The organism is Micromonospora sp. WMMD558 (assembly GCF_049315255.1).
Classification (GTDB): Bacteria; Actinomycetota; Actinomycetes; order Mycobacteriales; family Micromonosporaceae; genus Micromonospora.
The window spans coordinates 3,642,639-3,659,453 of the sequence record NZ_CP186061.1; the positions used below are offsets into that span (position 1 = coordinate 3,642,639).

The 16,815-nt window shown below is 72.9% G+C and carries 13 protein-coding genes; 9 read left to right on the forward strand and 4 right to left on the reverse strand.

Going from position 1 to position 16,815, the window contains the following annotated elements; translation table 11 throughout:
• Positions 1 to 9 precede the first annotated feature (9 nt).
• Entirely contained in the window at positions 10 to 1,938 is a 1,929-nt protein-coding gene (locus ACN26Y_RS17630) for a PucR family transcriptional regulator ligand-binding domain-containing protein (RefSeq protein WP_422733039.1), read from the forward strand.
• 170 nt (positions 1,939 to 2,108) lie between these two features.
• Here the strand turns inward: ACN26Y_RS17630 and ACN26Y_RS17635 are convergent, their stop codons facing one another.
• A complete protein-coding gene (locus tag ACN26Y_RS17635; RefSeq protein ID WP_422733040.1) occupies positions 2,109 to 3,458 on the reverse strand; it encodes a hypothetical protein in 1,350 nt (449 codons plus the stop codon).
• Positions 3,459 to 3,543: 85 nt separating this feature from the next.
• On the opposite strand from ACN26Y_RS17635, the gene murD reads away from it, so the two are divergent.
• Complete coding sequence (gene murD / locus ACN26Y_RS17640; RefSeq protein ID WP_155331315.1) at positions 3,544 to 4,893, forward strand: UDP-N-acetylmuramoyl-L-alanine--D-glutamate ligase; 1,350 nt, start codon at positions 3,544 to 3,546, stop codon at positions 4,891 to 4,893.
• A gap of 136 nt (positions 4,894 to 5,029) precedes the next feature.
• On the opposite strand, the gene ACN26Y_RS17645 is transcribed toward murD, so the two are convergent.
• Positions 5,030 to 5,623 carry a hypothetical protein gene (locus ACN26Y_RS17645; protein ID WP_422734946.1) on the reverse strand — a complete coding sequence of 198 codons (594 nt, stop codon included), beginning with the start codon at positions 5,621 to 5,623 and terminating at the stop codon, positions 5,030 to 5,032.
• A 502-nt stretch (positions 5,624 to 6,125) separates the two neighbouring features.
• Between ACN26Y_RS17645 and ACN26Y_RS17650 the strand changes: the two genes are divergently transcribed.
• Positions 6,126 to 7,430, forward strand: a complete 1,305-nt coding sequence (locus ACN26Y_RS17650; protein WP_422733041.1) for an aspartate aminotransferase family protein — start codon at positions 6,126 to 6,128, stop codon at positions 7,428 to 7,430.
• A gap of 17 nt (positions 7,431 to 7,447) precedes the next feature.
• On the forward strand, positions 7,448 to 8,938 hold the full coding sequence (locus tag ACN26Y_RS17655) for a CoA-acylating methylmalonate-semialdehyde dehydrogenase (RefSeq protein ID WP_155331317.1): 1,491 nt from the start codon (positions 7,448 to 7,450) through the stop codon (positions 8,936 to 8,938).
• On the opposite strand, the gene ACN26Y_RS17660 is transcribed toward ACN26Y_RS17655, so the two are convergent.
• Positions 8,910 to 10,361, reverse strand: a complete 1,452-nt coding sequence (locus ACN26Y_RS17660) for an acyltransferase family protein (RefSeq protein ID WP_155331318.1) — start codon at positions 10,359 to 10,361, stop codon at positions 8,910 to 8,912. The genes ACN26Y_RS17655 and ACN26Y_RS17660 overlap by 29 nt on opposite strands.
• Positions 10,362 to 10,552: 191 nt before the next feature.
• Here ACN26Y_RS17660 and ngcE point away from each other — a divergent pair, with 191 nt between their 5' ends.
• The 3 genes from ngcE (at position 10,553) to ACN26Y_RS17675 (ending at position 13,855) form a co-directional block, all read left to right on the forward strand.
• Positions 10,553 to 11,968: an N-acetylglucosamine/diacetylchitobiose ABC transporter substrate-binding protein gene (gene ngcE, locus ACN26Y_RS17665; RefSeq protein WP_155331319.1), complete on the forward strand. Its 1,416-nt coding sequence runs from the start codon at positions 10,553 to 10,555 to the stop codon at positions 11,966 to 11,968.
• A 73-nt stretch (positions 11,969 to 12,041) separates the two neighbouring features.
• Positions 12,042 to 12,950 (forward strand): carbohydrate ABC transporter permease, encoded by a 909-nt coding sequence (locus ACN26Y_RS17670; RefSeq protein WP_155331320.1) that lies wholly within the window; start codon positions 12,042 to 12,044, stop codon positions 12,948 to 12,950.
• Entirely contained in the window at positions 12,947 to 13,855 is a 909-nt protein-coding gene (locus ACN26Y_RS17675) for a carbohydrate ABC transporter permease (protein WP_155331321.1), read from the forward strand. Before ACN26Y_RS17670 ends, ACN26Y_RS17675 begins: the two co-directional genes overlap by 4 nt.
• 13 nt (positions 13,856 to 13,868) lie before the next feature.
• Here the strand turns inward: ACN26Y_RS17675 and ACN26Y_RS17680 are convergent, their stop codons facing one another.
• The gene (locus ACN26Y_RS17680; RefSeq protein ID WP_422733042.1) at positions 13,869 to 14,870 is read right to left on the reverse strand and encodes an N-acetylglucosamine kinase; all 1,002 of its coding nucleotides are present in this window, start codon (positions 14,868 to 14,870) and stop codon (positions 13,869 to 13,871) included.
• A gap of 192 nt (positions 14,871 to 15,062) precedes the next feature.
• On the opposite strand from ACN26Y_RS17680, the gene ACN26Y_RS17685 reads away from it, so the two are divergent.
• Both ACN26Y_RS17685 and ACN26Y_RS17690 read left to right on the forward strand, forming a co-directional pair.
• The gene (locus tag ACN26Y_RS17685; RefSeq protein WP_422733043.1) at positions 15,063 to 16,052 is read left to right on the forward strand and encodes a MurR/RpiR family transcriptional regulator; all 990 of its coding nucleotides are present in this window, start codon (positions 15,063 to 15,065) and stop codon (positions 16,050 to 16,052) included.
• The gene (locus tag ACN26Y_RS17690) at positions 16,049 to 16,798 is read left to right on the forward strand and encodes an SIS domain-containing protein (RefSeq protein WP_422733044.1); all 750 of its coding nucleotides are present in this window, start codon (positions 16,049 to 16,051) and stop codon (positions 16,796 to 16,798) included. The genes ACN26Y_RS17685 and ACN26Y_RS17690 overlap by 4 nt, the downstream gene beginning before the upstream one ends.
• Positions 16,799 to 16,815 lie beyond the last annotated feature (17 nt).

A 16,815-nucleotide genomic window follows, 5' to 3' on the forward strand; every position in this document is an offset into this window, starting at 1 on the left:
CACGGTAGCGTGTCGGCCGTGTTCCCTACCGTCCGTGAGGTGCTCGCGCTGGAGCCGGTGCGGCACGGCGCGCCGCGCCTGGTCGCGGGCGACGCCGGGCTGGACCGGCCGGTCCGCTGGGTGCACGTGGCGGAGGTACCCGACATCGCCACCCTGCTCGGCGGTGGGGAACTGGTGCTGACCACCGGGATCGGGCTACCGGCCGACGACACCGGGCTGCGGGCGTTCATCGGCGACCTGGCCGACGTCGGGGTGTCCGGCCTCGTCGTGGAGCTGGGCCGCCGGTACCTCAGCGGGGTACCCCGCGTGATGGCGGCCGCCGCCGAGCGGCGCGGGCTGCCCCTGGTCGAGCTGCGGCGCGCCACGCCGTTCGTGCGGATCACCGAGGCCGTGCACGCGCTGATCGTCGACGCGCAGCTCACCGAGCTGCGGGCCACCGAGGAGATCCACCAGCGGTTCACCGAACTGTCCGTGGAGGGCGCCGGTCCGGGCGAGGTGGTCCGGCAGGCCGCCGAGCTGTCCGGATGCCCGGTGGTGCTGGAGAACCTGTCCCGGCAGGTGCTCGCGTACGACCCGGCGGGGGAGAGCGCCGAACTGCTGCTCGACGGCTGGGAGCAGCACTCGCGGCGGATCCGGCCGGCCGGGCGGACCGCGTACGACACGGACAGCGGCTGGCTGGTGACCATGGTCGGGGCCCGTGGGCAGGACTGGGGGCGGCTGCTGCTGCGCTGGCCCGGCGACGGCGAACTGACCACCCGTGGCCCGCGCCGGCCGTCGGAGTCCGGGCGGGACGCGCCCACCGGCGGGGCCCGACCCGGCGAGCCGGCGGCCGGCGCGGGCACCCCGGACAGCCCGCCGACCCGGCTGACCATCCTCGTGGAGCGGGCGGCGTCGACCCTGGCGCTGGGGCGGCTCATCCGCCGCGACGCCGAAGGCCTGGAGCGGCAGCTGCACCGCACCCTGCTCACCGCTCTGCTCGACCACTCCCGGCCGGTGGACGAGGTGGCGCTGCGGGCGCGGGCTCTCGGCGTGGTGCTGGAACGGCGGCACCTGGTGGGCGTGGTCGTCCGGTACCGGACCGACGACCCGGCCGGCGACGGTGGCCACGAACCGGCCGGCGAACCTGGCCTCGCCCCGGGCGCGCCGGAGGCCGGGCCGGCCCGGCTGCGGGACCTCGCCGAGGCGGTCGGGCACGCCGTCCGCGAAGCGAAGCTCACCGCCCTGACCAGCGCCCTCGACGACCAGGCCGTGGGGGCGCTGCTCGCCCTGCCGGACGCGTCGTCCGAGGAGCGGGCGCTCGCCACCTTCGCCGCCGCCCTGCGCCGCACCCGCCCGGACGCGCACGTGCCCCGGCCGGCCGAGCCCTCCCGTGCCGCGCCCGGTCCGGACGAGGAGACCCGTGGCGGCGGTGTGCCGGCACCCCGGGAGGCGTCGGGCGTGGGGGGCGTGCCGCGGGGCGGTGCCGCGCCCGTGCGGCTGGTGCCGTCCGCCGCCGTCGTCATCGCCGCCGGCTCGGGCGTGGGCAGCCTGCGGGAGGCGCGGCGGTCGCTGGTCGAGGCGCGCCAGATCGCCGACGCCGCCCGGCGCGACCGCCGGGACCTGCCGGTCTTCCGGCTGCCGAACGTGGGACTCGCCGGCCTGCTGCACCTGCTGCGGGACGAGCCCCGGGTGCAGACGTTCGTCGAGCGCGAGCTGGGGGCCCTGCTCGCGTACGACGCCCAGCACCCCCGGGAGCAGTTGCTGGGCACGCTGCGCGCGTACCTGGAGCAGGGCCGCAACAAGTCGGCGGGCGCTGCGGCCGCGCACCTGTCCCGCCCGGCGTTCTACGAGCGCCTGGCCCGGATCGGCCGCATCCTCGACGTCGACCTGGACTCGGTCGACGCCTGCCTCTCCCTGCACGTGGCCCTGCTGGCCCTGGACGCCATCCGCACCCCCTAACTCCCGACCCAGCGCCCCGCCCCTACCTGTTGATCATGAGGTTAGCGGGTTGGTTCGTCCCGATTCGGACCCGCTAACTTCATGATCAACCCGGGCGGGGCCGCGGCGGGCAAGGTGGGTGGGTGGGTGGGTGGGGTGGGTGGGGGGGGGTGGGTGGGGGGAGGGTGGGGTTAGGTGAGGGAGTCCAGGGTTTTTGCGTAGATGGTGGGGGTGAAGGTGGGGCCGCCGGGGGTGAGGACGTCCGAGGTGGTTGCCGCCTGCCAGGCCGTTTCGGGGACGGCGTCCACGAGGGCCCGGACGACCGGGGCATCGCGCCACTGCTCCTGCTCGGCGAGGAGGCTGAGCGCCACCACCGACTCCTCGACCTCGCCGACGCACTCGAACGGCTTGTGCCCGTCCACGCCGAGCAGCTCCCGGTAACCCGGCAGCTGGACCGGGTCGGCGAGCAGGTCACCGCCGAAGATGTGGGTGATCCGCTCGCGCGGCATGAACGGCGCCAGCGCGAGGAAGACGAACCGGCACTTCGGGCAGTTCCGGCACCAGCGCTCGCTCGCGCCGCGCAGCTTGAACGCCGCGTTGCAGCTGGTCACCACGTCGTCGTACCGGTCGATCGACGCGAACAACCGCGCGATGTGCAGCTCCGACAACTGGCGCAGCAGGGAGAAGTACGGGTCGGTGAGCCCGGCGTGCTCGGCGAGCGCCGCCCGCAGCAGCCCCTCCGCCTCGACCCCCTTGGACCACTGGTGGTTGATCTCGTGCCCGTCCCAGACCAGGTTCGGGTCCGACGCCGAGCGCTCGTTGGACATCACCACGGGGCCGAGGCCGTTCAGCACCGCCGTCGCGACGGCGATCAGCGAGTTGATCGCGGTGACCGGGATGTGACCGTTGAGCGCGCCGGCCTCGTTCAGGTCGAACAGCACCGGGTCGATCCGCCGGCGGGCGGCCAGCGCCGGCAGCCCGGACGCCGCGTTCACCGACTCGATCACCCGGTTCGGGTTGACCGAGAAGGGCACCGGGTCGAAACCGCCCCGGCGCAGCGCCTCCAGGCTGACGATCGAGTCCTTGCCGCCGCCGACCGCCGACAGCGGCCGCCGGCCGTAGGTGTCGTACCCGACGGCCGGTGCGACCTCACCGGCGGGTACCTCGGGACGCAGCTCCAGCACGTGCGGCAGCGCGTTGCGGTACGCGTACTCCCCGAGGCCCTTGGTGTAGACGGCCGTGACCAGCTCGACGGCGGCCGACCCCAGCGGCGCCGGCAGCACCAGCCGGCGCGGCGCGGCCGTCTTGTAGTAGCTGACGCCCGCCACCACGTGCAGCAGCTCCAGGACGCGGCCCAGGGTCGCGACCGTCTCGTCCGACGGGGGCGCGTCGGGCAGCGGCAGGGTGACCACCTCGGTGAAGCGCTGCTCGCCGTCGGGCCCGGTCAGGGCGTAGTCGAACAACACCTCCCCGGTGGAGAGGTCGATCGAGTAGGACGGGAAGGTGAAGGCGTCCATCCGCCGGAGCTGCTCGTTGGGCACACGCCATACTAGGCCCTGGTTCGTCCGCCGTGCCCGAGTGCGCCGGACCCGCCCGCCGACGTCGCCGACATCCCGAGGAGAGCACGTGCGCCTGTCTGACCTGCGCGGACGCAAAGTCGCCGTCTGGGGCACCGGCCGCGAGGGCCGGGCCGCCGTGACCGCGATCGCCGCGCACGGCCCGGCGGACCTGGTCGCGGTCGACGACAGCCGCTCCTTCCTCAGCCTTCCCTGGGAGGGGCCCCTCGCCGAGGCGGCGCCGCTGGTCACCGGCGAGGCGGGTTTCGATCGGCTGCTCGCCGCCGACGTCGTGGTCCGCTCACCCGGGGTGCCGAACACGCACCCGTGGCTGGTGGAGCTGCGGCGGCGCGATGTCCCGGTCACCCAGGGCACCGCCCTGTGGCTGGCCGACCACGCCGCACGCACCGTCGGCGTCACCGGCAGCAAGGGCAAGAGCACCACGTCCAGCCTGATCAGCCACCTGCTCACCGCGGTGGAGCGGCCCAACGTCTTCGGCGGCAACATCGGCGTGCCGACCCTGGACCTGCCGGAGGCCGAGCTGTACGTGCTGGAGCTGTCCAGCTACCAGTGCAGCGACCTGGCCGACTCGCCGCGGGTCGCCGTGGTCACGGCGCTGTTCCCCGAACACCTGGACGCGCACGGCGGCGAGCGGGAGTACTACCGCGACAAGCTCAACCTGCTGGCGCACCACCCGGAGACGATCGTCGTCAACGGCGCCGATGCGCGACTCGCCGCCGAACTCGGCGACCGGCCCGCCGTACGCGCCGGCACCCCGGACACCACCCACGTGGCGACCGGCCCGGACGGCACGCCCTGGTTCCACCTCGGCGACCAGCCGCTCTTCGCGCGGGCCGTCCTGCCACTGGTGGGCCGGCACAACGAGGGCAACCTGTGCGTGGCGCTCGCCGTGCTCGACGCGCTCGGCGTCGACGTGGTCGCCCGGCGGGACACGCTCGCGGTGGCGGTCGCCGAGTTCCAGGGCCTCGCCCACCGGCTCACCGAGATCGTCGACCCGTCCGGGCTCACGTTCGTCGACGACACGCTCGCCACCAGCCCGTACGCTGCCATGCACGCGATCGACGCGTACGACGGGCGGCCGCTCACGGTCATCGTCGGCGGCACTGACCGCGGCCTGGACTACACGCCGCTGCGGGAGCACCTCGCCGAACGGGAGATCACCGTCATCGGCGTGCCGGACAGCGGCCCACGTATCGTGGCGGCGCTCGACGGGCTGCCGAAGGTGCGCTGCGAGGTCGTCGACGACCTGGTCGACGCCGTACGGCTGGCCCGCGACGTCACGCCGGTCGGCGGGGTCGTGCTGCTGTCGCCGGCCGCGCCGAGCTACGGGCGGTTCCGCAACTTCGAGCACCGCTCGGAGGTGTTCGCCCAGGCGGTCCGCGACACCGCCGCCGGCTGAGGTGTTAGGAAGGGACCCTTGTACAACACCAGGCGTTAACAAGGTGCCCTTCCTTGCACAAACGCCGCTGGCCGGCACCCGGGTTCGGGTGCCGGCCAGCGGCGTGGTTCCCCCTGTCGAGGAAAGACTTCGGTTGTCAGTTGTTCCAGTGCTCGGCGACGAGGTCGGCGGCCTGGGTCTCCCACTGGGCGTAGTGGAACGGGTAGGCCGACACCTGCACGGTCTGGGCGGCCTTGGTCAGCGGCATGTCCTGCCAGCCGTCGACCTGCTTGAGACCCTTCAGGAACGCCAGCGTGGAGTATTCGGGGTCGGTGATCTGCTCGACCGTGCCCCACCCGCTGGACGGGCGCTGCTGGAACAGGCCCTGCGAGTCGTGGTCGTTGCGCTCACCCAGGTGACCCAGGTTGACCAGCTTCGACTCCTGCAACGCGGTGGCGATGGCCACCACGGCGGCCCGCTCGTCCATGTCGGCCTTCTTCGTCGCCGCGATGATCGCCTTGACGTTGCCGATCTGCTCGTCGTCCAGGTCGATACGCGACTGCTTGCCCTGCACACCGTGCGGGATCAGCGTGTTCTTGTCCACCGTGTCAGCCTGCACGGTGGCGGCGAGCGACGTGGTGCCGACCGTGCCGGCGGTGGTGGTGTCGTGGTTCAGCGGGCCGGCGGCGAGACCACCGGCGACGGCCAGACCAGCGATACCGAGAACGCTCTTACGCAGCATCGTGTTCATCACGAGAAGCTCCATTCGGGGGAAGGGCACCCGCGCCGACAAGAAGGGGGGATCAGCGAACGGATGCGACGTCCGGGCTCGCAGGCACGGTCCGAGGGGGTCGGACCGGCGATGTCCCGGGTGTCCGGACCGGCGACCACGCGGGGCGGGGGGCCCTCACGGCGCCGGGACCATGTGTAACGACCGCCGGGCCGCCATCATTCCGGCCGGTGGGCCGGGGATCGCGCCCGCTCGGGGCGGCGGCCCTGCTCGATCGTCCAGGTGATGTAACGACCCCGGCCCGGCCACCATTCCGCCGCGACGGTGCCGCCGGTCACCCGCCGAACCGGACATCCGGCACACCGGGCGACAGCGGACCCGGACATACCGACCAGGTGATGCGTCAACGTCCGGAGCTGACGTGCTGTCAGGTCGCCGGGGCGCGTGCGCTACACGGTGACAGTTGTCCCGAGCCGGGCCTGATGAGAGCGTGCGGTAACCGCAACTGCTGGGAGGCGCCACGATGACCGCCGACGACCTGCTGGCCCGGCACCGGGCCGTGCTCCCGTCCTGGATGCCGCTCTACTACGCCGAGCCGCTCGAACTCGTCTCCGGCGAGGGCCGCCGGGTCACCGACGCGCAGGGGCGCACCTATCTGGACTTCTTCGGCGGCGTGCTGACGAACATGATCGGCTACGACATCCCGGAGATCCGGGAGGCGGTGGAGCGCCAGCTCAGCACCGGCATCGTGCACACCTCCACCCTCTACCTGATCCGGCAGCAGGTGGAGCTGGCCGAGAAGGTGGCCCGGCTCTCCGGCATCCCGGACCCGCGGGTCTTCTTCACCAACTCGGGGACCGAGGCCAACGAGGCGGCGCTGCTGATGGCCACCAACCACCGCCGCTCCCACCAGGTCCTGGCCGTCCGCAACAGCTACCACGGCCGGTCGTACGCGGCGATGGGCGTCACCGGCAACCGCGGCTGGTCGGCCAGCCCGCTGAACCCGCTGCAGGTGGCCTGGCTGCACTCCGGTGAGCGGCTGCGCGGCCTGCTGGCCCGGCTGCCCGAGGCGGACCGGGTCGACGCGGCGGTGGAGGACCTGCGCGAGGTGCTCGCCACGCAGACCGCCGGTGACGTGGCGTGCCTGATCGCCGAGCCGATCCAGGGCGTCGGCGGCTTCGTGCACGGCCCGGACGGGCTCTTCGCCGCCTGGAAGAAGGTGCTCGACGAGCACGGCATCCTGCTCGTCTCCGACGAGGTGCAGACCGGTTGGGGGCGTACCGGCGAGCACTTCTGGGGCTACCAGGCTCACGGCGTCACGCCGGACCTGCTCACCTTCGCCAAGGGCATCGGCAACGGTTTCGCCCTCGCCGGTGTCGTCGGCCGTGCCGAGGTGGTCGAGTCGGTGCCGGCCATCAGCTTCTCGACGTTCGGCGGCAACCCGGTCTCGACCGCGGCGGGCAACGCCGTCCTGGACTACCTGCTCGACCACGACCTGCAGGCGAACGCGGCCCGCGTCGGCGCGATCCTCGCCGACGGACTGCGCGCCGCGGTGGGCGACCTGCCGGAGGTCGCCGAGGTTCGCGGTAAGGGCCTGATGCTCGGCGTCGAGTTCGTCCGGCCGGGTACGGGCGAGCCCGACGCGGCGCTGGCCACCCGCGTCTTCGAGGCGTGCCGGGCCGGCGGCCTGCTCGCCGGCAAGGGCGGCCTGCACGGCAACGTGCTGCGGATGGGCCCGCCGCTCACGCTGACCGAGGACGAGGCCCGCGAGGGCCTCGCCATCCTGGTCGACGCCATCCGCACCGCCGCCGAGGCGGTGGCCCGGTGAGCGCGAGGAGGGAGCCGGTGAACCTGATCGGGCACTTCGTCGACGGGAAGCGCGTGGTGGGCGCGTCCCCGCGACGCGGCGACGTCTTCGACCCGGCCACCGGTCGGCGTACCGGGGAGGTGGAGCTGGCCTCCACCGTGGACGTCGCGGCGGCGGTGGGGGCCGCCGAGCGCGCCGCGCGGTCCTGGCGGGACGCCTCCCTGGCGAAGCGGACGGCCGTGCTGTTCGCGTTCCGGGAGCTGGTCCACGCCCGGCGGGACCGGCTGGCCGCGGTCGTCACCGCCGAGCACGGCAAGGTGCTCGCCGACGCCGCCGGCGAGGTGCAACGCGGGCTGGAGGTCATCGAGTACGCCTGCGGCCTCCCGTCGGCGCTGCGCGGCGGGTTCAGCGAGAACGTCTCCACCGAGGTCGACTCGTACTCGCTCCGGCAGCCGCTCGGCGTGGTCGCGGTGATCAGCCCGTTCAACTTTCCGGTGATGGTGCCGCTGTGGTTCGTCCCGGTGGCGGTCGCCGCCGGCAACGCGGTGGTGCTCAAGCCCAGCGAGAAGGACCCGAGCGCGGCGCTGCTGCTGGCCGAGTGGTTCGCCGAGGCCGGTTTGCCCGACGGGGTGTTCAACGTCGTCAACGGCGACAAGGAGGCCGTCGACGCCCTGTTGGACCACCCGGCGGTCAAGGCGGTGTCGTTCGTCGGTTCCACCCCGATCGCCCGGTACGTCTACCAGCGCGGCTCGTTGGCGGGCAAGCGGGTGCAGGCGCTCGGCGGGGCGAAGAACCACATGGTGGTGCTGCCCGACGCCGACCTGGACCTGGCCGCCGACGCCGCCGTCAACGCCGGTTTCGGGTCGGCGGGGGAGCGGTGCATGGCGATCTCCGCGCTGGTCGCGGTCGAGCCGGTCGCCGACGCCCTGGTGACGAAGATCGCCGAGCGGATGGCCGGGCTGCGCACCGGCGACGGGCGGCGCGGCTGCGACATGGGTCCGCTCGTCACCGCCGCGCACGCCGAGCGGGTCCGGTCGTACGTGGCGGCGGGCGTGGCGGCCGGCGCGGTGCCGGTGGTCGACGGCCGGGACGTCGAGCCGGACGGCGACGCGGGCGGTTTCTGGCTCGGGCCGACGCTGTTCGACCACGTCACCCCGGACATGTCGATCTACACCGACGAGATCTTCGGGCCGGTGCTGTCCGTGGTCCGGGTCGGTTCGTACGACGAGGCGGTCGACCTGGTGAACGCCAACCCGTACGGCAACGGCACGGCGATCTTCACCAACGACGGCGGCGCGGCCCGGCGCTACCAGCACGAGGTGGAGGTGGGCATGGTCGGGGTCAACGTGCCGATCCCGGTGCCGATGGCGTACTACTCGTTCGGCGGCTGGAAGTCGTCCCTCTTCGGGGACCTGCACGCCCACGGTGAGGACGGGGTGCGCTTCTTCACCCGGGGCAAGGTGGTCACCAGCCGCTGGCTGGACCCCCGCCACGGCGGGGTCAACCTCGGCTTCCCCACCCAGACCTGAGCAGCCGCAGGATGCCCGCCCCGGCCAGGTACGCCACCAGCGCCGAGGCGGGCAGTCCCAGTGGTTCCGGGGCCTCGCGCGACGTGACCGCGTTGTCGACCAGCGCGTACACCACGGCGGCGAAACCGGCGGCGGTGAGCGTGGCGCGGCCGGCGGCCCGCCACCGGCGGCCCTCCCCGCCGCCGGACGACGGTCCGGGGCCACGGGCCGCCGGCGGCCGGCCGGTGTGGGCCTCCACCGGGCCGAAGACCGCGACCAGGACGGCGAGCACGACGGCCAGCATCAGCACCCACGGCAGCCGCCAGGCCGCCCAGGCGGCGGAGCCGGCGGCCGGCGTCGGGAGCAGCCCGACCGCGTCCAGCGCGCCGACCAGCAGGATCGTCGCGGTCAGGTGCCACAGGAAGACGGTCAGCACCACGGCGTTGACGGCGATCACCGCCATCCAGGGGCGGTCGCGCCCCAGCCACCGCTCCGCCCGGCCGCGCAGCAGCAGGATCAGCCCGAGCTGCGCCGTGGTCAGCGCGAGCAGCGCCAGGCTGGGCGGCGCGGCGTTGTCCAGCCGCTCGCCGGGAATGTTGATCATGCTGACCGGGTACGGGCCCGGCCCGGTGAGCAGCACCGCCACCGCCAGCCCGCCGAGCAGTGCCGTCCACCCCGCCCGCCGGGACACCGGCAGCCGCCGCGACCGCAGCCCGGTGCGATGGTCCGGCGGCTCACCGGCGACATCGTGCGGCGACGGTTCGGCCCGGTCGTCGTGCGGTGATCGTTCGGTGCGGGCGTCGTACCAGGCGAAGCCGAGCTGGTGCACGACCAGCCAGCCGAACAGGTAGTTCGGCAGGGCCGCCGCGGCGGGGCCGAGCCCTCGGCCGAGGTCGCCCAGGGCCACCAGGGCGGCCAGCGCGAGCGGTACGAGGAGCCCGAAGCGCCGGTGCAGCGGGTACATCACCGGGGTCAGCGGCACCACGGCCAGGTACGCGGCGAGGAACCACAGCGGGATGGTGGCGAACCAGACGACCGTCCGGATCAGCGACGGCTCGGCACCGAGCGCCCGGGCGACCAGGGCCGCGGCGGCGAGGACGACCACCAGCACGGTGGTCGGCCGGAGCAGCCGGGCGCTACGGCCGAGCAGCCAGCCGGTGGCGTCGCCGCCCCGGCGGCGGTGGGCGGTCAGGGAGGCGGCGTTGGCGTACCCGCCGACCAGGAAGAACACCGGCATGACCTGGACCAGCCAGGTGAGCGGGTACGCCCAGGGTAGTTCGGGCAGCGCCGAGCGCCCGGTGGGCTGCCCGGCGTCGTCGTACCCGATCGTCGCGACCGCCCAGTGACCGAGAACGACCATGACGATCGCGAGCGCCCGGAGCAGATCGACGTAGCGGTCCCGGCTCGGCGGCGTGGCCTCGGCGAGTCGGCGCAGTCGACCCATGGCCGCAAGCCTAGGTCAAGGCCGCGGTAACGGTTCGGTCTTCGGGTCTTGAAGTCCGGACGCTCCTGCCGTAGAAATTCTTCAGCAATATTTGTCAAACTGAAGACAAACTTCCCCCCCCCCTGCCTCGCGCGGCGACCCACCACCCCCCTTGCCCGGTGGCCGCCGGAGACCCGATCCGAGGAGTGATGATGAACAGGCGTGACATCCTGCGGCGCAGCGCCGCCGCCGGCCTCCTGGCGACCCCGGCCGCCGGCCTGCTCACCGGCTGCGCCACCGGCGGTGGCGGTGACCAGGGCGACGGCGGCACCTACCAGGGCACCAAGACCGAGCAGAACCCGCTCGGGGTCAAGGAGGACGCCCCGCTGGAGGTGGTCATCTTCAACGGTGGCTTCGGCGAGGAGTACGCGAAGGCCCACGAGGCCATGTACACCGAGAAGTACCCGAAGGCGACGATCAAACACTCCGCCACCCAGGAGATCAACAAGACGCTGCAGCCGCGCTTCGTCGACGGCACCCCGCCGGACGTGGTGAACAACTCCGGCGCCGGCCAGATCGACTTCAACGGGCTGGTCTCCCAGAACGCCATCGCCGACCTGGGCGAACTGCTCAACGCGCCGAGCCTCGACATCCCCGGCAAGACCGTCAAGGACACCCTGCTTCCCGGCGCGGTCGAGGTCGGGTCGTACGACGGCAGGTTCCTGGTGCTCAACTACACCTACACCGCGTACGGCATCTGGCACTCCACCAAGCTGTTCAGCGACCGCGGCTGGCAGTACGCGAAGACCTGGGACGAGCACATCGCGCTCTGCAAGCAGATCAAGGCGGCCGGGATCGCGCCGTGGACGTACGCCGGCAAGCACCCGCGCTACATGAGCTGGCCGCTGATCTCCACTGCGATCAAGTTCGGCGGGCCCTCCGTCGCCACCGCGATCGACAACCTCGAGCCGAACGCGTGGAAGTCCGACGCGATGAAGGCCGCGGCGGACGCGTGGCACCAGATCGTCAAGGACAAGTACATCCTGGAGGGCTCGCCCGGCCTCGACCACGTGCAGTCGCAGACCGAGTGGTGCCAGGGCAAGGCGGCCTTCATCTCCTGCGGCTCCTGGCTGGAGAGCGAGCAGAAGAAGGTGACGCCCGCGGGCTTCAACATGACCATCCAGCCGACCCCGAGCCTGGGCGGCGGCGACAAGCTGCCGTTCGAGGCGATGCGCGGCACCGCCGGCGAGCCGTTCATGGTGCCGGCGAAGGGGAAGAACATCGCCGGCGGCCTGGAGTACTTCCGGATCATGCTGTCCAGGAAGGGCGCCCAGGACTTCACCCGGAAGGTCTCCAGCCTGACCGTGGTGGCCGGCTCCACCGAGGGCGTCGAACTGCCGTTCGGCCTCAGTACGGTGGTGAAGGCGCTGGACGCCTCCGGCGGCGACGGCTTCAACTGGGTCTACAACAACTACTACCGGAAGCTGGAGCGGGAACTCGTCGACGCCGCGTGCGGCGAGTTCTTCAGCGGCCGGATCGGCCCGGCCGAGTTCCTCGACCGGTGCCAGCAGGGCGCCGACTCGATCGCCCAGGACAGCTCGATCAAGAAGTACAAGCGGGCCGTGTGACGTCCGGCCGGTGGGGGCGGCGACGACCGTCCCCACCGGAGCACCGCCTTCGCATCGGGAGTAGGTCCTTCTCGTGAGACATGGCAAGTACCCGCTGATCGTCACGTTCCTGGTGCCGCCGCTGCTGCTCTACGGCATCTTCGTCATCTCGCCGTACCTGCAGGCCTTCCAGATCTCGACCACCGACTGGCTCGGCTACTCGGCCGAGGCCGATCCCGTCGGGCTGGCCAACTTCGAGCGGCTGCTGGACGACGGTCGGGTGTGGAACGCGTTGAAGAACAACGCGTGGCTGCTGGCCGTGGTGCCGGTGCTGACCATCGGGTTGGGCCTCTTCTTCGCCACCATGCTCGCGATGGGCGGTCGCAAGGGCCGGGCCGGGGTGACGGGCGTCCGCGGCACCTCGGTCTACCGGATGGTCTACTTCTTCCCGCAGGTGCTCTCGGTGGTCATCATCGCCCTGCTCTGGCGGGAGGTCTACCACCCCAACAGCGGCCTGCTCAACGGTGCGTTGGGTGCCGTCGGCCTGCCCACCCCGACCTGGCTCGGCGACCCGCGTACGGCCTTCTGGTGCGTGCTGGCGGTGATGGTCTGGAGCAACGTGGGCTTCTACGTGGTGCTCTTCGGCGCGGCCATGTCGGCCATCCCACGGGACATCTACGAGGCGGTGATGCTCGACGGGGCGTCCCGCTGGACCACCCTGCGCAAGGTCACCATCCCGCTGCTCTGGGACACCGTCCAGGTGGCCTGGATCTACCTGGCGATCGCGGCGCTGGACGGGTTCATCCTGATCCAGCAGATGACCAACGGCGGCCCCAACTTCTCCTCCGACGTCATCGGCCTTCGGATGTACGAGACGGCGTTCGGCAGCGAGAACCGGTTCGGCTACGCCTCGGCCATCGGGGTGGTGCTGTTCTTCCTCACCCTGTCGGTGGCGGTGCTGGCACTGCGGGCCGCTCGACGTGATCGGATCGAGTACTCGTGACCATTCTCGACAAGCCCGCGTCCGGCGGCACCGCCGCGGGGGACCGGTCGGCGCCGGAGGTCCGGAAGCTGCGCCGCGAGACCGGCGGCGCCAACGTCTTCTCGCACGGGTTCCTGGTGTTCTGGGGCGCGCTGACCGTGCTGCCGCTGCTCTGGATGTTCCTCAGCTCGTTCAAGAGCGACGGGGAGATCCTGTCCGACCCGTGGGGGCTGCCGGGCGCGCTGCGGTTCGAGAACTGGGCGCGGGCCTGGACCGAGGCGCACATCGGCCAGTACTTCCTGAACAGCGCGATCGTGGTGGCCGGTTCCCTCAGCCTGACCATGCTGCTGGGCGCCACGGCGGCCTACGTGTTCGCCCGGTACGAGTTCCCCGGCCGGCAGATCTGCTACTACCTGTTCGTCGGCGGGATGATGTTCCCCGTCTTCCTGGCCCTCGTGCCGCTCTTCTTCGTGGTGCGCAACGCCGGTCTCTTCGGCACCTGGACCGGTCTGATGCTGGTGTACGCCGCCTACTCGCTGCCGTTCACGGTGTTCTTCCTGACCGCCTTCTTCCGGACCCTGCCGACCGCGGTCGCCGAGGCGGCGCTGATGGACGGGTGCGGTCACTTCCGGCTCTTCTTCCGGGTGATGCTACCGATGGCGCGACCGGGACTGATCAGTATTGCGATCTTCAACTTCCTCAGCCACTGGAACCAGTTCATCCTGCCGCAGGTGCTGATGCAGGGCGACGACTCCAAGTGGGTGCTGGCCCAGGGGCTCGCCGCGCTCGCGGTCAGCCAGGGCTACCAGGGCGACTACAGCGGTCTCTTCGCGGGCCTGACCATCGCCACCCTGCCGGTGCTGGTCGTGTACATCGCCTTCCAGCGCCAGATCCAGGCCGGCCTGACCGCCGGCCAGCTCAAGTAGGGCGGGCTGGCCGTCACGACCTCGGCGCTCCCCGGGTGGGGAGCAGGAGGGCGTGCAACGCCGCCGGGTCGGTGACCTCGGGCAGGTCCCGGGCGGCGAGCCAGGCCGCGGCGGCCGCGCCGTCGCCAGCGAGGTGGACCGGCGCGTCCGGCCAACGTCGCCGCACCTCCGCCCGTACGGCCGCCGCGAGCGGCGTGCCGCCGGTCAACAGGCCGCCGCCGAGCACGATCGGCGTGCGCTCGCCCGCCGGTCGGATCCGGGCGGTGCTCTCCGCCAGGTGCAGCGCGGCCTCGTCGATGAGCCGCCGGGCCACCGGCTCGCCGTCGACGGCGGCGGTCGTCACCAGGGGGGCCAGCCGGGCCAGCTCCACCGGCGGGCGCCGGGTGACGGCCTGGATCAGGGTGTCGACCGTGTCCCGGGACCGGGGTGCGACCTCGGCCGAGCCGAGCAGGTCGCGCAGGACGGCGGCGCCCAGCGGGCCGGGTGCGGTGCCCCGGTCCAGGTCGGCGAGCACCCCGCGGACCGCCTCCCGCCCCAGCCAGAAGCCCGAGCCGGCGTCGCCGAGCAGCCAGCCGTGCCCGTCGGCCACCCGGTCCAGTCGCAGGTCGCGTACCCGCGCCGCGATCGCCCCGGTGCCGGCGATCAGGATCGTCCCGTCCGGTGCGGCGGTGCCTGAGGCGTACGCGACCAGGGCGTCGCCGTGCACCGCGTACGGGCAGCGCAGCCCGGCGTCGTGCCAGGCCCGGTCGAAGGCGGCCCGGCCGTCCGGGTCGGCGAGCAACCGGGCGGCCCCGGCCAGCCCGACGACCCCGGCGCGTACCCGTGCCGGGTCGACGCCGCTGAGCGCGGCGCGCAGGGCGGCGCGCAGTTCCCGGGCGGCGGCCTCGGCGCCGTGGCTGGTCGGGTTGCCGCCACCGGCCCGGCCGGTGCCGAGCCGTTCCCCGTCCAGGGTCACGGCGGTGGCGCGGGTGGACGTACCCCCGACGTCGAGACCGACCACGACGGTGCCGGACACCGCCCACCTCCCTTGATCGGATACGGCGTTCATGCTGGTCGGCCGGGGCGTGCCGGGCAAGGGGAGCGGACCGGTCCCGGACTGTGCGCCAGGTAACAGTTTGAAAACTTCGCCCACGGCCTTGACACGGAGGGGCCTTCAGTAAGAACTTTTACCACTAACAGTTAACAGTCTTTTCCGAAAGGGCGTCCGATGGTTGATCACGAGGTGGACGCCACCGCGGTGACCGCGGTGGTCGACGCCGACGGGTTCGACCGGCGGGGCGCCGGGGTCGCTGCCGGCGGCGTGCTCGCCCGGGTCCGGGCCGGCGCCGGTGAGCTGACCGGAGCGTTGCGGCGGGTCGCCGAGCACGTGCTCAGCGACCCGGAGGCCGCCGCCCGCGCGACGATCGTGGAGCTGGCCGAGCGTAGCGGCACGTCGCCGGCCACCATCACCCGCTTCTGCCGGGCGATGGGCTTCGAGGGGTACGCGGACCTGCGGCTCGGCATCGCCGCCGAGACCGGCCGGGCCCGCTCGGCCGGCTGGACCGTCGACATCGGGCGCGAGATCCAGCCCAGCGACCCGCTGCGCCGGGTGCTCGACCAGATCATCGCCGCCGACACCCGGGCCATGCACGACACCGCCGCGCTGCTCGACCTCGGCGAGGTGGAGCGGGCCGCGGTGGCCATCGCCGGCGCGAGCCGGGTGAACATCTTCGGCGCCAGCGGCAGCGCGCTGGTCGGCGAGGAGATGCAGTTCATGCTGCACCGCATCGGGGTCGCCGCCTGGGCCTGGAACGACGTCCACGAGGGTCTCGCCTCGGCCGCCCTGCTGCGCGCCGGTGACGTCGCGCTCGGCGTCTCCCACAGCGGCCAGACCCGGGAGACCATCGAGATGCTCGCGGAGGCCGGCAGCCGGGGCGCGACCACCGTCGCCGTGACCGGCTTTCCCCGCTCGCCGCTGGCCGAGCTCGCCGACATCGCGCTGCTGACGGCGAGCCAGGCCACCACCTTCCGCCCCGACGCGCTGTCGGCCCGGCACCCCCAGCTCGTCGTGCTCGACCTGCTCTACATCGCGGTGGCCCAGCGCACCCACGACCGCGCCCACGCGGCCTTCCGGCGTACCGCCCAGGCCGTCGACGGGCACAAGGCCGCCAGGCGGCTGCCGGGCAACACCGGAACCGGCGAGGGGGCCAGCCGATGATCAGCGCCCAGCGGTACGCCGACGCGGTCCGGCCGGTGCTCGACCGCCTCGTCGACTCCAGCGCCGACGCGCTCGCCTCCGCCGCCGACCTGATCGCCGGAAGCCTCCGGGCGGGCGGCGTGCTCCAGGCCTTCGGGGCGGGGCACTCCGAGGCGTTCGCCGCGGAGCTGGTCGCCCGGGCCGGCGGGCTGGTCCCCACCAACCGGCTGTCCATCCACGACCTGGTGCTGCACGGCGACGCCCCGCGCGACGTGCTCGCCGATCCGAAGCTGGAGCGCGACCCCTCCATCGCCCACCAGATCTACGCCCTCGCGGACCCGCTGCCGCAGGACGTGTTCGTGGTGGCGTCCCAGTCCGGCATCAACGGCTCGGTGGTCGAGCTGGCGACGCTGGTCACCGGGCGCGGTCACCCGTTGATCGCGGTCACCTCGGTCGAGCACACGGCGCGGGTCGCCCCCCGGCACCCGTCCGGGCACCGGCTCGCCGACATCGCCGACGTCGTGCTGGACAACGGCGCGCCGTACGGCGACGCACTGCTGCCGCTCGAGGACGGCGGCGCGGTCTGTGCGGTCTCCTCGGTCACCGCGGCGCTGCTGGCGCAGCTGCTGACCGCCGAGGTCGTACGACGGTTCCACCAGGCCGGGGAGGTACCCCCTATCTACCTCTCCGCCAACGTCCCCGGCGGGGACGAGCACAACCACGCCCTCGAGTCGCGGTACGCCGGGCGCCTCCGGCGGACCGCCTGACCCGAATATCCAAGGAG